The sequence below is a fragment of the Micromonospora sp. BL4 genome (assembly GCF_003667505.1).
Classification (GTDB): Bacteria; Actinomycetota; Actinomycetes; order Mycobacteriales; family Micromonosporaceae; genus Micromonospora.
On the sequence record NZ_RCVJ01000208.1, the window covers coordinates 1 to 14,424 of the forward strand.

13 protein-coding genes are annotated in these 14,424 nt (G+C 73.8%); 7 read left to right on the forward strand and 6 right to left on the reverse strand.

From position 1 onward, the window contains the following. The first annotated feature begins 8 nt into the window (after window positions 1–8). The 4 genes from EAD89_RS27185 to EAD89_RS27200 all read left to right on the forward strand — a co-directional run bounded on the left by EAD89_RS27185 (window position 9) and on the right by EAD89_RS27200 (window position 2,795). On the forward strand, window positions 9–1,205 hold the full coding sequence (locus EAD89_RS27185; RefSeq protein WP_233579200.1) for a hypothetical protein: 1,197 nt from the start codon (window positions 9–11) through the stop codon (window positions 1,203–1,205). Window positions 1,206–1,238: 33 nt separating this feature from the next. Continuing rightward, entirely contained in the window at window positions 1,239–1,679 is a 441-nt protein-coding gene (locus EAD89_RS27190) for a hypothetical protein (protein WP_121677703.1), read from the forward strand. A gap of 89 nt (window positions 1,680–1,768) precedes the next feature. Next, window positions 1,769–2,341, forward strand: a complete 573-nt coding sequence (locus EAD89_RS27195) for a GNAT family N-acetyltransferase (RefSeq protein WP_121677704.1) — start codon at window positions 1,769–1,771, stop codon at window positions 2,339–2,341. Window positions 2,342–2,381: 40 nt separating this feature from the next. Continuing rightward, window positions 2,382–2,795, forward strand: a complete 414-nt coding sequence (locus EAD89_RS27200; RefSeq protein ID WP_121677705.1) for a type II toxin-antitoxin system Phd/YefM family antitoxin — start codon at window positions 2,382–2,384, stop codon at window positions 2,793–2,795. Window positions 2,796–2,868: 73 nt separating this feature from the next. Here the strand turns inward: EAD89_RS27200 and EAD89_RS27205 are convergent, their stop codons facing one another. From EAD89_RS27205 to EAD89_RS27230, 6 genes are all read right to left on the reverse strand, one after another. After that, window positions 2,869–3,936: an ABC transporter ATP-binding protein gene (locus EAD89_RS27205; protein ID WP_121677706.1), complete on the reverse strand. Its 1,068-nt coding sequence runs from the start codon at window positions 3,934–3,936 to the stop codon at window positions 2,869–2,871. Further along, the gene (locus EAD89_RS27210) at window positions 3,933–4,748 is read right to left on the reverse strand and encodes an ABC transporter permease (protein ID WP_121677707.1); all 816 of its coding nucleotides are present in this window, start codon (window positions 4,746–4,748) and stop codon (window positions 3,933–3,935) included. Before EAD89_RS27210 ends, EAD89_RS27205 begins: the two co-directional genes overlap by 4 nt. Next, on the reverse strand, window positions 4,745–5,539 hold the full coding sequence (gene modA / locus EAD89_RS27215; protein ID WP_121677708.1) for a molybdate ABC transporter substrate-binding protein: 795 nt from the start codon (window positions 5,537–5,539) through the stop codon (window positions 4,745–4,747). Before modA ends, EAD89_RS27210 begins: the two co-directional genes overlap by 4 nt. Further along, window positions 5,536–5,961, reverse strand: a complete 426-nt coding sequence (locus tag EAD89_RS27220) for a molybdopterin-binding protein (protein WP_121654927.1) — start codon at window positions 5,959–5,961, stop codon at window positions 5,536–5,538. The genes modA and EAD89_RS27220 overlap by 4 nt, the downstream gene beginning before the upstream one ends. 121 nt (window positions 5,962–6,082) lie before the next feature. After that, window positions 6,083–6,574, reverse strand: a complete 492-nt coding sequence (gene smpB, locus EAD89_RS27225) for an SsrA-binding protein SmpB (RefSeq protein WP_121677709.1) — start codon at window positions 6,572–6,574, stop codon at window positions 6,083–6,085. A 25-nt stretch (window positions 6,575–6,599) separates the two neighbouring features. Then, window positions 6,600–8,837, reverse strand: a complete 2,238-nt coding sequence (locus tag EAD89_RS27230) for a hypothetical protein (RefSeq protein ID WP_121677710.1) — start codon at window positions 8,835–8,837, stop codon at window positions 6,600–6,602. Between the two features lie 137 nt (window positions 8,838–8,974). Here EAD89_RS27230 and EAD89_RS27235 point away from each other — a divergent pair, with 137 nt between their 5' ends. From EAD89_RS27235 to EAD89_RS27245, 3 genes are all read left to right on the forward strand, one after another. Then, window positions 8,975–10,642, forward strand: a complete 1,668-nt coding sequence (locus EAD89_RS27235) for an FAD-dependent oxidoreductase (protein WP_233579198.1) — start codon at window positions 8,975–8,977, stop codon at window positions 10,640–10,642. 58 nt (window positions 10,643–10,700) lie between these two features. Further along, window positions 10,701–12,137: an ATP-binding protein gene (locus EAD89_RS27240; protein ID WP_121677711.1), complete on the forward strand. Its 1,437-nt coding sequence runs from the start codon at window positions 10,701–10,703 to the stop codon at window positions 12,135–12,137. 152 nt (window positions 12,138–12,289) lie between these two features. Beyond that, complete coding sequence (locus tag EAD89_RS27245) at window positions 12,290–14,224, forward strand: ABC transporter ATP-binding protein (RefSeq protein ID WP_233579204.1); 1,935 nt, start codon at window positions 12,290–12,292, stop codon at window positions 14,222–14,224. Window positions 14,225–14,424: the final 200 nt, after the last annotated feature.

Consider the following 14,424-nt stretch of genomic DNA (forward strand, 5'->3'; position numbering starts at 1 on the left):
GAACGGCGCTGGCCGCCTGGCTGGCCGGGACGGCGCAGGCCGGCGTACGGCTGGCCCGCCGGGTGCCGGCGCCATGGCCGTACCTGATCGGCCTCTTTCTCGGCGCGAAGCTGCTGCTGACCCTGGTCGGGCTCCTGGTGCTGCACGCCTGGGACGGCATCCCCGGCGCGCCGCCGGCCGACGAGACGTTGATGTGGACGCAGCAGCGGGAGGTGTCCGGGCACCGGTGGATCTCCTTCTGGTTCGCCTGGGACGCGCTGCTCTACCTGCGGCTGAGTGAGCTGCCGCTGACCGGACCGTGGCGGGACTTCGGCTTCCCGCTGCTCTATCCGTTCCTGGCCCGGCCGGTCGGCGCGCTGCTCGGCGGCGACAACGCTCTGGCCCTGCTGCTGATCAGCAACGTCGCGTTCCTGCTGGCCCTCTGGTACGGCTACCGACTGGCCGAGCTGCTGCTCGGCGACCCCGACGCGGCCCGCCGGTTCACCCGGTACCTGGTGCTGCTGCCCACGGCCTTCCTGTTCCAGGCCGCGCTGACCGAGTCGCTCTTCGTCTGCCTCGCGCTGGCCGCGTTCTATCACGCGGAACGCCGCCAGTGGCTGCTGGTCGGCGTGCTCGGCTACTTCCTGGCGATGAGCCGGTCGGTCGGCCTGGTGGTCGCGCTGCCGCTGGCCCTGGTGCTGCTGCGCCAGCACGACTGGCGGCTCGGCCCGCGCGCCCTGCTCGGTTACCTGCGGATCGGCTGGCCGCTGCTGCTGCTGCCCGCCGGGTGGTTCACGTTCATGGCGTTCTGCCGGTGGCGGGGCGGGGACTGGTTCGCCTACCAGCACGCCCAGCAGGTCGGGTGGGGGATCACGGTGCAGAATCCGGTGCCGGTGCTGCTGGGCGGGCTGGCCGGGGAGGCGCGCGACGCGGCCCGGGTCTGGTTCGCCGTGGCCGTGCTGGCCGTGCTCGTCGCCGGGTTCCGTCGCCGGGAGGTGGCCTACCTGGTGTACGGCCTGCTCATGGTGTTCGTGCCGCTGTCGATGGGCCCGGCGGTCTACAAGAGTCTGCTGCGTTACCTGCTCGCCGCCTTCCCGGTCGCCCTGGTGCTGGCCCGCTGGGCACGCCGCGCCACCGTCGACGTGTGGCTGACCGCGACTCTCGCCCTGGTGCAGGGCGCGCTGTTCGTGCTCTGGCTCAGCTACTGGACCCACATGATCATCTGATTGGGTCGTCGGCCGGGCGGGCACGATGGGGACATGACCGAGCCACGGGTGCGCCTCGACGACCTGGGCGCCTGGGTGATCAAGGGCAACGCCGACGCCGTCGACCTGGCCTCCCGGTTCGCCCGCGAGCCCCTGGTGACCAGCTGGTGCGTACGACCCGGGTACCGGGCACGGTTGATGCGCGCGGGGCAGCCGGTGGTCTTCTGGGCCAGCGGCAGCCGCGGCCGGCTGCGGTACGGAGTGTGGGGAGTCGGCCGGGTCACCGGGGTGGCGGAGCCGGGGCCGCCGGGGCAGCCCTGGTCGGTGCCGCTGGACCTGCCCATCCTCGCCGAGCAGGACCGGGTGCCCCGGCGGTTGCTGCGCGCCGACGACCGGCTCGCCGTCCTGGAGGTGTTCCGTCAGCCGCAGGGGGCGAACCCGTCGTACCTGACCGTGTCCCAGTTCACCGCACTGCGTACCCACCTGCCGGCCTGAGCGCGGGCGTGACCGTGCCCCACCCGGGGTCCGGCCGGCGGGCCTGTGCGAACCTGCTACCCGACGTCCGACCCACCCCTGGAGGCCCGGTGTTCGCCCTGCCGCTGACCGAGGAGGTCGAGCTGCGCCCGCTGGACCCGTGGCGGGCCGAGGAGTTCCTCGCCAATCTGGACCGGGCCCGCGAGCACATCCAGCCCTGGGTGTCGCCGTCCTTCGTCGCCACCGACCTGCCCTCGGCCCGGGCGGTGCTTCAGCGGTACGCGGATCGTTGGGCCCGGGACGCGGGCGGCATCTGGGGCCTGTGGTGGCGCGGCACGCTGGTGGGCGGGGTCATGTTCGTGTCGTTCGATGCCACGCTGGGCGTCTGCGAGGTGGGCTGCTGGGTGGAGCCGGCGGCGCAGGGGCACGGCATCGTCGCGCCGGCGGTCCGCCGGATCGTCGACTGGGCGGTACGCGAGCGCGGCATCCAGCGGGTGGAGTGGCGCACCAACGCCGACAACGCCCGCAGCATCGCGCTCGCCCGCCGTCTCGGCCTGCGCCACGACGGCACGCTCCGGCAGGTCTACCCGGGTCCGCACGGGCGGATCGACCTCGAGGTCTGGTCGGTGCTGGCCGACGAGTGGCTGGCCAGGCCGGCCGTGGCGCAGCCCACCGTCCACTGACGACGGCGTTTCTGTCGTACCCCGGCGGCACCATGCATCCATGGCCGTCCCCGCGCTCACCCCGCACCCCGACCCGCCGCGCTCCGTGCCGCTGCGCGAGGCGCGCACCCGGTTCAGCCAGCTCGTCGCGCTGGCCGAGCTGACCGACGAGGTCACCGTCGTCACCCGCGACGGGGATCACCGTCCGGTCGCCGCGATCGTCCCGGCCGTCGCCGCCCGCAGTGGCGCGCAGGCCCGCGCCGACGCGGACCGGCTCGCAACGGTCACCGCCGGCTGGGCCCGCCGCCTCGACGAGCAGCACCGGCGCAGCAGCCAACGGCACGCCGCCGAGCTGGGCGCCGTCCGCGCGGCGCTGGCCGAGGTGTGGGCCGAGCTGGATCGCCGGGTCGTCCCGGCCGGCGACCCGGCCCTGGCCCGGCTGCGCGCCGCGCACGCCGACCTGCTCGCCGGCTGACCCGGTGGTGGGCCGCCCGCCCGCCACGCCGACCTGCGTCGTCCACTGACGGCAGCCGCGCCGAGGGCCGGGGTCAGCCGGTGGCCGGGTAGGCGTGCGTCTCGCTCGCCTTGACCGCCACCCAGATCCGCTGGCCGGGGATCAGCCGCAGCTGCGCGGCGGCGGCCGGGGTGACGTCCGCGGCCACCCCGATCGGCCCGTCCACCTGCACCCGCACGTTGTCCCCGTGGCGCTGAACGCCGGCCACGGTGCCCGCCCAGGTGTTGCGCGGGCTGCCGTCCGGTCGGCTCGGGTGCAGGGCCACCGCGGCCGGGCGGAACGCGACGAACGCCTCGCCGTCCAGGCGTTCGGCGACGGTGAGGGTCAGCTCCGGCGCGACCCGCACGCCGTGGTCCTCTGCCCGCCCCCGATAGAGGTTCAGCCCCACCAGTCGGGCCACGTAGTCGGTGCGCGGGCGGGCCGTGACACTTGGGCCGTCGCCCTCCTGCACCACCCGCCCACCCTCCACGATGACGAGTCGGTCGGCCAGCGCCAGCGCGTCCAGCGGGTCGTGGGTGACCAGCACCGTCGCCCCCGGGTGCGCGGACAGGTGGCGGTGCAGCTCCGCGCGGGTGTCCAGCCGGGTCCGCGCGTCCAGCGCGGCGAGCGGCTCGTCCAGCAGCAACAGCGACGGCGCGACAGCCAGCGCGCGGGCCAGCGCCACCCGCTGCGCCTGCCCCCCGGACAGCTGCCGGGGCCGGCGGTGCGCGTGCCCGGCCAGCCCCACCCGGTCGAGCCAGTCCCGAGCCGTGGCCCGCGCCGCCCGCCGGTCGACGCCGTGCCGGCGCGGCCCGAAGGCCACGTTGTCCAGCGCGCTCAGGTGCGGAAAGAGCAGGTAGTCCTGGAAGACCACGCCGATCGGCCGTCGTTCGGTGGGCACCCAGCCCCGGCTCGCCGGCCGGTCCAGGTCGACGCCGCCGAGCGTGACGTGCCCGGAGGTGAGCGGATGCAGCCCGGCCAGCGCGCGCAGCGCGGTGGTCTTGCCGGCGCCGTTCGGCCCGAGCAGCGCGACCACCTCGCCGGGCGCGACCCGCAGCGGCACGTCCAGCCGGAACGTGCCCCGGTCGACGACGAGCCGGGCGTCGAGCAGCGCCGCGCTCACGGGCCCGCCATCCAGCGGTCCCGCAGTGCGACCAGGATGCCCACCGAGACGGCGAGGAGCACCAGGCTGAGCACGATCGCCGACTCCAGGTCGGTCTCCAACGCCAGGTAGACGGCGAGCGGCATGGTCTGCGTACGGCCCGGATAGTTGCCGGCGAAGGTGATGGTGGCCCCGAACTCGCCGAGCGCCCGGGCCCAGCAGAGCACCGCGCCGGCGGCCAGCCCCGGTCCCACCAGCGGCAGCGTGACGTGGGTGAACGTGGTCCACCGGTCGGCGCCCAGCGTCGCGGCGGCCTCCTCGTAGCGGTGGTCGGCGGCGCGCAGCGCACCCTCCACGGCGATGACCAGGAACGGCATGGCGACGAACGACTCGGCCAGCACGACACCCGCGGTGGTGAACGGCAGGGTGACGCCGAACGTGGCGTCGAGCCACCCGCCGAGCAGCCCGCGCCGGCCGAAGACCAGCAGCAGCGCCACCCCGCCGACCACCGGCGGCAGCACCAGCGGCACGGTGACCAGGGCGCGGACCAGCCGGCGGCCGGGGAACTCCACCCGGGCCAGCAGCCAGGCCAGCGGCACCCCGAGCAGCAGGCAGAGCACGGTGGCCAGGGTCGCGGTCTGCACGGACAGCCGCAGGGCGGTCAGCGCCCCCGGCTCGGTGAGCCGCTGCGGCAGCGTCGTCCACGGCGCCCGTACGACCAGCCCGGCCAGCGGCAGGACGAGGAAGAGCAGCCCCAACCCGGCCGGGATCAGCAGCGCCGCCGGCACCCGGCCGCGCCGTCGGGGTGCGGCGGTGTCGAGGACCCGGCTCACGGAGCTTGGAAACCCGCCTCGGCGAGCACCGCCTGCGCCGGCGCCGAGCGGACGTACGCGACGAAGGCCCGCGCCCCGGCCTGGTTCGGCGCGTCCTTCAGCGCCACGATCGGATAGTCGTTGACCGCCCGCGCCGACTCGGGGAACTCGACGCCGGTCACGTCCGCCGTCGCCGCGCGGGCGTCGGTGCGGTAGATTAGAGCGGCGTCGACCTCGCCGAGCTTCACCTTGGACAGCGCGCCCTTGACGTCCTGCTCCAGGGTGACCGGCGTCAGCGCGACCCCGGCCGCGTCCAGCGCGGACCGGGCCGCCGCGCCACAGGGAACCTGCTCGGCGCAGAGCGCCACCTTCACGCCCGGCCGGGTCAGGTCGGCCAGCCCGGTCACGCCCTTCGGGTTGTCCCGGGGCACCGCGATCACCAACTGGTTGCGGGCGAAGATGCTCGGCGTGCCGTCGGCGTTGCCGGCCTCGGTCACCGTGGTCATGTTCCGTGGGGCGGCCGAGGCGAACACGTCCGCCGGGGCGCCCTGGTTGATCTGGTTGGCCAGGGCGGAGCTGCCCGCCAGGTTGAGGGTGACGGTGCTGCCCGGGTTCGCGGCCTCGAAGTCCCGGCCGATGCGGGTGAACGACTCGGTCAGCGAGGCGGCCGCGAAAACGGTCACCGTGCCGGTGACCCGGCCGTCCGCGCCGGCGGCCGGCGCCGGCTCGTCGCCCCCGCCGCACCCGGCCCCCGCCAGCGCGGCCAGCGCCACCAGCGCGGCCACCGTCGTACGCGTCGCTCGCCGGTTCATCCGCCGGTCCTTCCCCTGGACGGGGTGGCGGGTGCGGCGCGCTCCACCACCACCGTGGTCGACTTGATCACCGCGACGGCCACCGAGCCGACCCGCAGGTCGAGCTCGTCGACCGCCTCCCGGCTCATCAGCGACACGATGCGGAACGAGCCCGCCTGGATGTCGACCTGGGCCATCACGGTGTCCTTGCGGACGTCGACGACGATGCCGCGCAGCCGGTTGCGGGCGGAGGAGAGCTCGGCGCCCGCGTCCGGGTCGGCCGCCTGGGCACGGGCGAAGGCGGCCAGATCGACGCCGTCGATGATCCGGTGGCCGTGCTCGTCGCGCCCGGCGGGCAGCCGCCCGGCGTCCACCCAGCGGCGCATCGTGTCGGCGCTCACGCCCAGCAGGTCGGCCGCCTCGCCGATCCGGAACATCGTCACCGGCTCACCCTAGCGTCCGCATCTGCGGGTAGGGAAGGCCAGATGGGGCCGCAGGTGCGTACGCCGAGGGTTTCTTGTGGCCGCAGGTGCGGCCCGCCACGCCGTGTCCACGCGATCGGGGTCACACCTGGCGGGGGTGGCCCTTGAGGTGTCGACCCAACTCGCGGGCGATCTCACGATTGGCGTCCCGCTCGGCCAGCGTCTGCCGCTTGTCGTACGAGCGCTTGCCCCGGGCCAGGGCCAGCTCGACCTTGGCCCAGCCGTTGTCGAAGTACATCGACAGGGGCACCAGGGTCACCCCGCCCTCGCGGAGCTTCTCCAGGATGCGGTCGATCTCGGCCCGGCGCAGCAGCAGCTTGCGCGTACGCCGGGGGGTGTGGTTGGTCCAGCTGCCGTAGCCGTACTCGGCGATGTGCAGGCCGTACAGCATGAGTTCGCCGTCGCGCTCGTGGGCGAACGCGTCCGCCAGCGACGCCCGCCCCTCCCGTAGCGACTTCACCTCCGTGCCGACCAGCACGATGCCCGCCTCGTAGGTGCGGAGCACGGTGTACTCGTGCCGGGCCTTCTTGTTCGAGGCGATGAGCCGGCGTTCGGGCTGCCTGGACGCGGTCACCCGACGACGATATCCGGCCCCCGGATCAGCCGGGCCGCCGCCGGTCCCCGCGCAGCCGGTCGACCAGCTCCTGTTCCGCGGCCACGAACGCCTCGTCCGACTCGCAGGGCCAGTGCCCGAGGATCGGCGGCGGCACGCTGTCGTACGGCGGCGGCACCACGCCGTGCGGGTCGACCAACCGGCGGTCCACCGTCGCCTCCGGCCCGGTCAGCGTCGCGTGGTCGCCGGGGCGGTGCGGAGCGAAGATCCAACCGCCGATGGGGTCGGTCTCCCGCCACAGGTTCACCCAGCGCCAGCCGACCCGCTCGCCGATCTCGCGCAGCACCTCGTCGTCGACGTACGCGGGAAACAGTTGCGAGTACAACCGTTGCAGCGGCGTCCCGTAGGTCAGCAGGGCGACCCGGTCGGTAACCCGGGGCGGCAGTTGCAGCACCGTGGCGGCGAGCAGCACCGAGCCGTGGCTGTGCCCGGCCAGCAGCACCGCCTCGCCCCGCTCGACCAGGTAGGTGATCCGCCGGGTCAGCTCCGGTACGGCCCGCTCGGCGTAGCAGGGTGGGGCGAAGGGGTGCGTCGCCCGGGGCCAGAAGGTCCCCAGGTCCCAGAGCACGCCCACGTACCGGCGGAACTGCGCCGTCCGGTACGCGAAGATGCCCCCGATCACCAGGCCGAGCACGATCGCGGCGATCGCGTAGCTGCCCATCCCGATCAGGAAGTTGACCAGATCGGCGGGCACCCTGACGTAGCGCTGGATCACGTCACCGGGATAGAGCTGGAGCAGGCCGAGCAGGCTGGTGGCCAGGCCGGCCGCGGCCAACGCCGCGTAGACCACGGTCAGCGGCGGCAGCCGCTCGGTGAACCGGGCCCGGGCCACGGCCTGCTCGATCTGGCGAAGTCGCTGCGTCGCCTCCGGCGGCGCGTGCGGGAAGTCGGCGGCCACGATCGCGGCCGCGGACCGCCTCCGCTCGCGACGGGTCAGCACCGTGCCCACGCCGCCGACCAGCACCGCGGTCAGCACCGCGATGAAGAACCCGAAGATCGCCCACTTGTACGCCAGTGGCGGGCTGGTGGCCAGTCGGTCCGCGGTCTCGCCGTCGCGGTCCAGCAGGTCCGACACCCGGTAGACCAGCTCGGCGGAGAACGCCACGGCGAGGCCGGCGCCCACCGTGACGAAGGCCGGCGCGCCCAGCGCGCGCAGCGGTGAACTCCCCGGCGGCCCTCCCCGTCGCCAGATGACCAACGCGGCCAGCACGACCAGCAGCGCGGTCTGGCTGACGAACAGCCAGGCCACGGTGGCGCCGTACCCGGGCAGCTCACGCCCCTGTGGCCACGGCTGCGGACTGATGATCGTGTGCACGATCACCAGGATGGTCAGGCCGCAGGCGATCGTACGCAGCCCGCGGGTGAGCCCGTCGATCCGTGCCGACGGGCCGGGATGGTCGAGGCTGCGCACCGTGGTGAGCAGGACCAGGCAGACGAGCAGCACCGCGCCGGTGGCCATCACCAGCACCAGCATCACCGGGGACGCCCCCTCACTGTCCCGGGCGGCCAGCAGGCTGCCGTCCAGGGTGGCGAACGCGGCGGCGACGTGCACCGAGCGCAGCCTGCTCACCAGCGGGGTGCCGTCCCACTGGCCGACGCCGCTCAACCGGTGCTCGGAGGCGGCGGCGGGATCCCGGGTCCGGAACGCGTCGAACGAGTGGCTGGGGCGCGCGCCCAGCCACCAGACGACGCCGAGTGCGGCGACCGGCACCAGCGCCAGCACGCCGAGGCGCAACCCGGGCGGGCGTCCGCCGAGCCAGGACAACCAGCTCCGCCCGGTCATGCAGGACGGGGTGCCCATGCAGCGCCAGGCGATGAGGTCCAACGCCACCCCGACGATGGAGAGCACGTAGAGCATGGTGAGGGTGAGCGCCAGCACCCGGCACAGCGCGACGATGCCGTGCTTCGAGGCGTGGCCCGCCGGGCGCATCCAGAGCGCAACGTTGCAGAGCATGAACGGCAGCAGGAACACCAGCGACAGCGTCCGCACGGCCGTGCCGGACGGCAGGTCGCTCCACCGGTACGCCTCCAGCATGATCCCGCCGGTGCCGTTGGCGTCCGGATAAGCCTCACGCGGGCGGTAGAACCCGCCGCTGCGGTCCCCGGCGACCTGGTGGACGTGCGGCCGGTCCAGCACCTGGTCGGCTCCCGCCCCGGAGACGCCGTGCACCCGCAGCTCCACGATCCGGTCCGACGCCGGGCCGGTCGTCGACGCGTCCGCCATGGGCCCCCCGAGGTGTGCGCGGCTGCCGGCCGGGTCGTCGGTGTGCGGCCACCCGGCTTACCCGCCCCGCGCTCGGCCAACCCTGTGTCGGCCGCCCGGCCCCCGCGCCCTGCGGCGGACCTTCGGCAGGTGGTTTCATGGGCGCCATGGCAAATCCGGTGATCCTGACCGTCGACGACGACCCCGTGGTGTCCCGGGCGGTGGCCCGGGACATCCGTCGCCGTTACGGCGAGCGCTACCGGGTGCTGCGGGCCGCCTCGGGGCCGGAGGCGCTGGACGCGCTGCGGGAGGTCAAGCTCCGCGGCGAGCAGGTGGCGCTGCTGCTGGCCGACCACCGGATGCCGGAGATGACCGGCGTCGAGTTCCTGGAGGCCGCGATGGACATCTTCCCGGCCGCTCGCCGGGTGCTGCTCACCGCGTACGCGGACACCGACGCCGCGATCGAGGCGATCAACGTGGTCGACCTGGACCACTACCTGCTCAAGCCCTGGCACCCGCCGGAGGAGAAGCTGTACCCGGTGGTGGACGGCCTGCTGGAGGCGTGGGCGGTCACGCCCGACGCGGCGAGCACCGAGATCCGGGTCGTCGGGCACCGCTGGTCGGCGCCGTCGTTCAAGGTCCGCGACTTCCTGGCGCGCAACCTGGTGCCGTACCGCTGGTTGCTGGCCGACGACCCGGAGGGCGCCCGGCTGCTCGACGCCGCCGGCGCCACCGAGGCGGACGTGCCGCTGGTGGTGACCGCCGAGGGCAAGGCGCTGATCGCTCCGAGCGAGGCCGAGCTGGCCGGGCTGGCCGGGCTGACCGTGGTGCCGGCCTCCGACTTCTACGACCTGGTGGTGATCGGCGGCGGCCCCGCCGGCCTGGGCTCCGCGGTGTACGGCGCCTCGGAGGGTCTGCGCACCGTGCTGGTCGAGCGGCGGGCGACCGGCGGGCAGGCGGGGCAGAGCAGCCGGATCGAGAACTACCTGGGCTTTCCGGACGGCGTCTCCGGCGCGCAGCTCACCGACCGGGCTCGGCGGCAGGCGGTGAAGTTCGGCGCCGAACTGCTCAGCGCCCGGGAGGTGGTCGGTCTGAGCGAGGCCGGCGGCGCCCGGCTGCTGCGCTTCGGCGACGGTACCGAGATCGCCGCGCACACGGTCGTGCTGGCCACCGGGGTCTCCTACCGGGTGCTCGACGCCCCCGGGCTGGCGGACTTCACCGGTCGGGGAGTGTTCTACGGCTCCACCGCCACCGAGGCGCCGAGCTGCGTCGACCAGGACGTCTACATCGTCGGCGGGGCCAACTCGGCCGGTCAGGCCGCCGTGCACTTCTCCCGGTACGCGGCCCGGGTGCACCTGCTGATCCGGGGCGCCGACCTGACCGCCTCGATGTCGCGATACCTGATCGACCAGCTGGAGCGCATCGACAAGATCACCGTGCACCCGCACACCGCGGTGGTCGGCGGCGCCGGGCAGGACCACCTGCAACGACTCACCCTGTGCGACACCCGCACCGGGGAGGCCCGCTCGGTCGACACGTCCTGGCTGTTCATCTTTATCGGCGCCGAGCCGCGGACCGACTGGCTGGACGGGGTGCTGATCCGCGACGGGCGCGGTTTCATCGTGACCGGTCCGGATCTGATCACCGGTGGTCGCCGCCCGCCCGGCTGGTCGCTGTCGCGCGACCCGTACCACCTGGAGACCAGCCTGCCGGGGGTGTTCGCCGCCGGTGACGTACGGGCCGAGTCGGTCAAGCGGGTCGCCTCCGCCGTCGGCGAGGGCGCCATGGCCGTGTCGCTCGTGCACCGCTACCTGGAGGCCCAGTAGTGAGCGCGAGGAGTGAGCCGGGTCTGCGAGCCCCGCAGTCGCGAACCAAGGAGGCCCAATGACCAGCGCGTCGGATCGGCTGACGTCCGCGCAGTTGCGCACCCTGTTCCTGTTCGAGGCGCTCGACGACGGGCAGCTCGACTGGCTGGCCGAGCACGGCCGGGTGGAGCAGCGCGCGGGTGGCACCCTGGTGTACGGCGAGGGCGAGGCCGCCACCTGCTTCTTCGTGTTGCTGCGGGGCGCGGTGGCGTTGAGCCGGCAGGTGCGCGGCGACGACGTCGAGGTGAGCCGGACCGACCAGCGCGGCGTGTACGGCGGCGCCGTGCAGGCGTACCTGGGAGACCAGGTCGAGCAGGTCTACCGCAACAGTCTGCGGGCGGTGACCGACTCCGACTTCTTCGTGCTGCCGGCGGAGGATTTCGCGCACGCCCTGCGGTCCTGGTTCCCGATGCCGATGCACCTGTTGGAGGGCCTGTTCTTCGGCATGCGGGACAGCCAGACCATCGTTGGTGAACGGGAGCGGCTGCTGGCGCTCGGCTCGCTCTCGGCGGGGCTGACCCATGAGCTGAACAACCCGGCCGGGGCGGCGGTGCGGGCCACCTCGGTGCTGCGTGACCGGGTCGCCGGGATGCGGCACAAGCTAGCGATGATCGCCGACGGCCGGCTGGACGGCCGGGCGCTGCACGGCCTGGTCGCGTTGCAGGAGGAGGCCGTGGCCCGGGTGGCCACCGCGCCGAAGCTCACCCCGATGGCCACCGCCGACGCCGAGGACGCGCTCACCGACTGGCTGGAGGAGCACGGGGTGGGCGGCGCCTGGGACCTGGCGCCCATTCTGGTGGGCGGTGGGCTCGACGTGGCCTGGCTGGGGCAGGTGAAGGCGGCGGTCGGCCCGGCGGACCTGGAGGCGGCGGTGCGCTGGCTCACGTACACCGTCGACACCGAGCTGCTGATGCGCGAGATCGACGAGGCGGTGACCCGGATCTCCGGACTGGTCGGCGCCGCCAAGCAGTACTCCCAGTTGGACCGCGCGCCGCACCGGGTGGTGGACGTGCACGACCTGCTCGACGCCACGCTGGTGATGTTCAAGGGCAAGATTCCCGCCGAGGTCAAGCTGATCCGCGAGTACGACCGCAGCCTCCCGCCAATCCCCGCGTACGCCGCCGAGCTGAACCAGGTGTGGACCAACCTGATCGACAACGCGCTGGGCGCGATGGGGGAGAAGGGCGTGCTGACCATCCGCACCGGACGGGTCGGCGACCTGCTGGCGGTGGAGATAACCGACACCGGTCCCGGCATTCCGCCCGACGTGCGCCCGCGCATCTTCGAGCCGTTCTTCACCACCAAGCCGGTGGGGGCGGGCACCGGGCTGGGGCTGGACATCTCGTACCGGATCGTGGTGCACAAGCACCACGGCGACATCCGGGTGGAGACCGAGCCCGGGCGGACGACCTTCCGGGTGCTGCTGCCGGTCAGCGAGGGCAGGCCACCGTCCTGACCTGGCCGACTCGGGATCGTCCGGTCGGTGACGACACGCCATTGGCACACCCGTGCGACGCGCCGGTCACCTGAAGACACCGGACGGTTGCGGGCAGTAGTGTCGGGCGGCGTTCGTGATCCCGCCGCCCCCGAGGAGGGTCCGTGGAGTCGATGGCCCGCCAGCGCACCGCCGGGAAGGACGACGATCAGCCGCGCGACCCTCCGATGCTGCCGGAGCTGGAGGACGCCGTCTGGATGCACCATGCCAGGGAGTTCGCCCACACCAGCTTCTGGGCGGTGGCCCGCCGGCTGCCCCGGCTGGTGCGCGAGGCGGTCGCGCTGGCCTGGGCCACCAGCCGGCGGGACACCGTCGCCTCGATCGGCCTGAACGTCGCCGCCGGAGTGATGACCACGTTCGGCCTGCTCGCCACGACCAGCGTGCTGCGCGAACTGTTCGCCGCCGGTCCCACCCCGGACCGGATCCGCTCGGCCCTGCCGGCGCTGATCGTGGCAGCGGCGGCGGTGTCGGCGCGCGGCGGCCTGACGATCGCGGCCGGCTGGGCGCAGGCACGGTTGACCCCGCAGATCAACTACCAGGTCGAGCTGCGGCTGTTCGAGGCGACCACGGCCGTGGACCTGGCCGCGTTCGACGACCCCGGGTTTGCCGAGGAGATGGACCGGGTGCGGGACCGGGGGATGGGCGAGGCGGCGTACATCGTCGACCACACCGTCAACCTGGTCACCGGCGTCGTGGGCATGCTCGCCACCGCGGTCGCGGTGACGGTCATCGAGCCGCTGCTGCTGCCGTTCCTGCTGCTCGCGGCCGTGCCGCAGGCGGTCACCGCGGTCCGGATGGCCCGCCGGGAGTACCTGGCCATGCTGGCCCGGATCACCCGGCGACGTCGGATGTGGATGCTCGCCCATCTGATGGCCAACCGACGCACCGCCGCGGAGGTCCGCGCCTACCAGATGCGCGACTTCCTGCTGGCCGAGTACCGAGCGGTGATGGCCGTCGAGACCCGGGCCCAGTTGCGGCTGGTCCGTTCGCAGACCGGCACCCGCGTGATGGGCGCGTCCGTCGCGGGGCTGGCCACCTTCGGGTTGTACGCGGTCCTCGGCGGCCTCCTGCTGAACGGGATGGTCGCCCTCGCCGCCGCGGCGACCGCCATGCTCGCCCTCCAGTCGGCACGGACCAGCCTGGGCGTGGCGGTCGTCGCCACCAACTCGCTGTACGAGGACGCCCTCTACTACCAGGACTACCGGGACTTCCTCGACCGCGCCCACACCCGCGTGCCGATCGGCGGCGACCGCGCGGCCGACGGAGTCGACGTGATCGAGGTGGACGAGGTGAGCCTGCGCTACCCGGACACCGACGCGCCGGCGGTCGACCGGGTCAGCCTGACCGTCCGGCGGGGCGAGGTGATCGCGTTGGTCGGTGAGAACGGCTCCGGCAAGACCACCCTGGCCAAACTGATCGCGGGGCTCTACCGGCCGACCGGCGGGGTGATCCGCTGGGACGGCGTCGACGTCGCCGAACTGGACCCGCGTACCGCCGGCGCGCAGGTGGCCGTCATGACGCAGGAATACTGGAAGTTCCCGTTCACCGCCGGGCAGAACATCCGGGTCGGTCGGCACGACCGCCCGCCGGACCGTCCCGGCCCCAGCGTGCAGGAGGCGGCCGCGTCGGCTGCCGCCCACGACATGATCGTCGGCCTGCCGCACGGCTACGACACCCTGCTCGACCGGGAGTTCAAGGACGGCCACGAACTGTCCGGCGGGCAGTGGCAGCGCCTGGTCGCCGCTCGGGGCCTCTACCGGGATGCCGCCCTGCTGATCTGTGACGAGCCGTCGGCCGCCCTGGACGCCCGCGCCGAACACGCCCTGTTCCAGCATCTGCGCCGCCGACCGGACCGGGCGGTCGTCCTGATCACCCACCGGCTGGCCAACGTCCGGCACGCCGACCGGATCTTCGTCATGGACCGGGGTCGGCTCGTCCAGCACGGCAGTCACGACGAGCTGATGGCGGCCGGCGGTCTCTACCGGGAGCTCTTCGGCCTCCAGGCCGCCGGCTACCTGGCCGGCACCGACGACGCCCTACCGCGCTGACCACCGACCCGCCACGCCCTGCGCCACCCCGCCCGCCGTAACCCGCTCGCCGTGACCCTAGGGACCAAGATCGCGCTGGATCCTGGTTGTAGTGGCCTCCGGCGCTGACGATGCCACTACATCCATGTTGCAGCGCGATCTTGCGCAGCGCGGGGCGGGTGGCGCAGCGCGGGACGGCGCGGCGTGACGGATGCGGGGGC

Excerpts from the sequence above, each read along its gene's own strand:
- EAD89_RS27190 (WP_121677703.1), top strand. The coding sequence starts at position 1,239 with ATGACCGAGCCACGGGTGCGCCTCGACGACCTGGGCGCCTGGGTGATC.
- EAD89_RS27200 (WP_121677705.1), top strand. The coding sequence starts at position 2,382 with ATGGCCGTCCCCGCGCTCACCCCGCACCCCGACCCGCCGCGCTCCGTG.
- modA (WP_121677708.1), bottom strand. The coding sequence starts at position 5,539 with ATGAACCGGCGAGCGACGCGTACGACGGTGGCCGCGCTGGTGGCGCTG.
- EAD89_RS27230 (WP_121677710.1), bottom strand. The coding sequence starts at position 8,837 with ATGGCGGACGCGTCGACGACCGGCCCGGCGTCGGACCGGATCGTGGAG.
- EAD89_RS27235 (WP_233579198.1), top strand. The coding sequence starts at position 8,975 with ATGGGCGCCATGGCAAATCCGGTGATCCTGACCGTCGACGACGACCCC.
- EAD89_RS27240 (WP_121677711.1), top strand. The coding sequence starts at position 10,701 with ATGACCAGCGCGTCGGATCGGCTGACGTCCGCGCAGTTGCGCACCCTG.
- EAD89_RS27245 (WP_233579204.1), top strand. The coding sequence starts at position 12,290 with ATGGCCCGCCAGCGCACCGCCGGGAAGGACGACGATCAGCCGCGCGAC.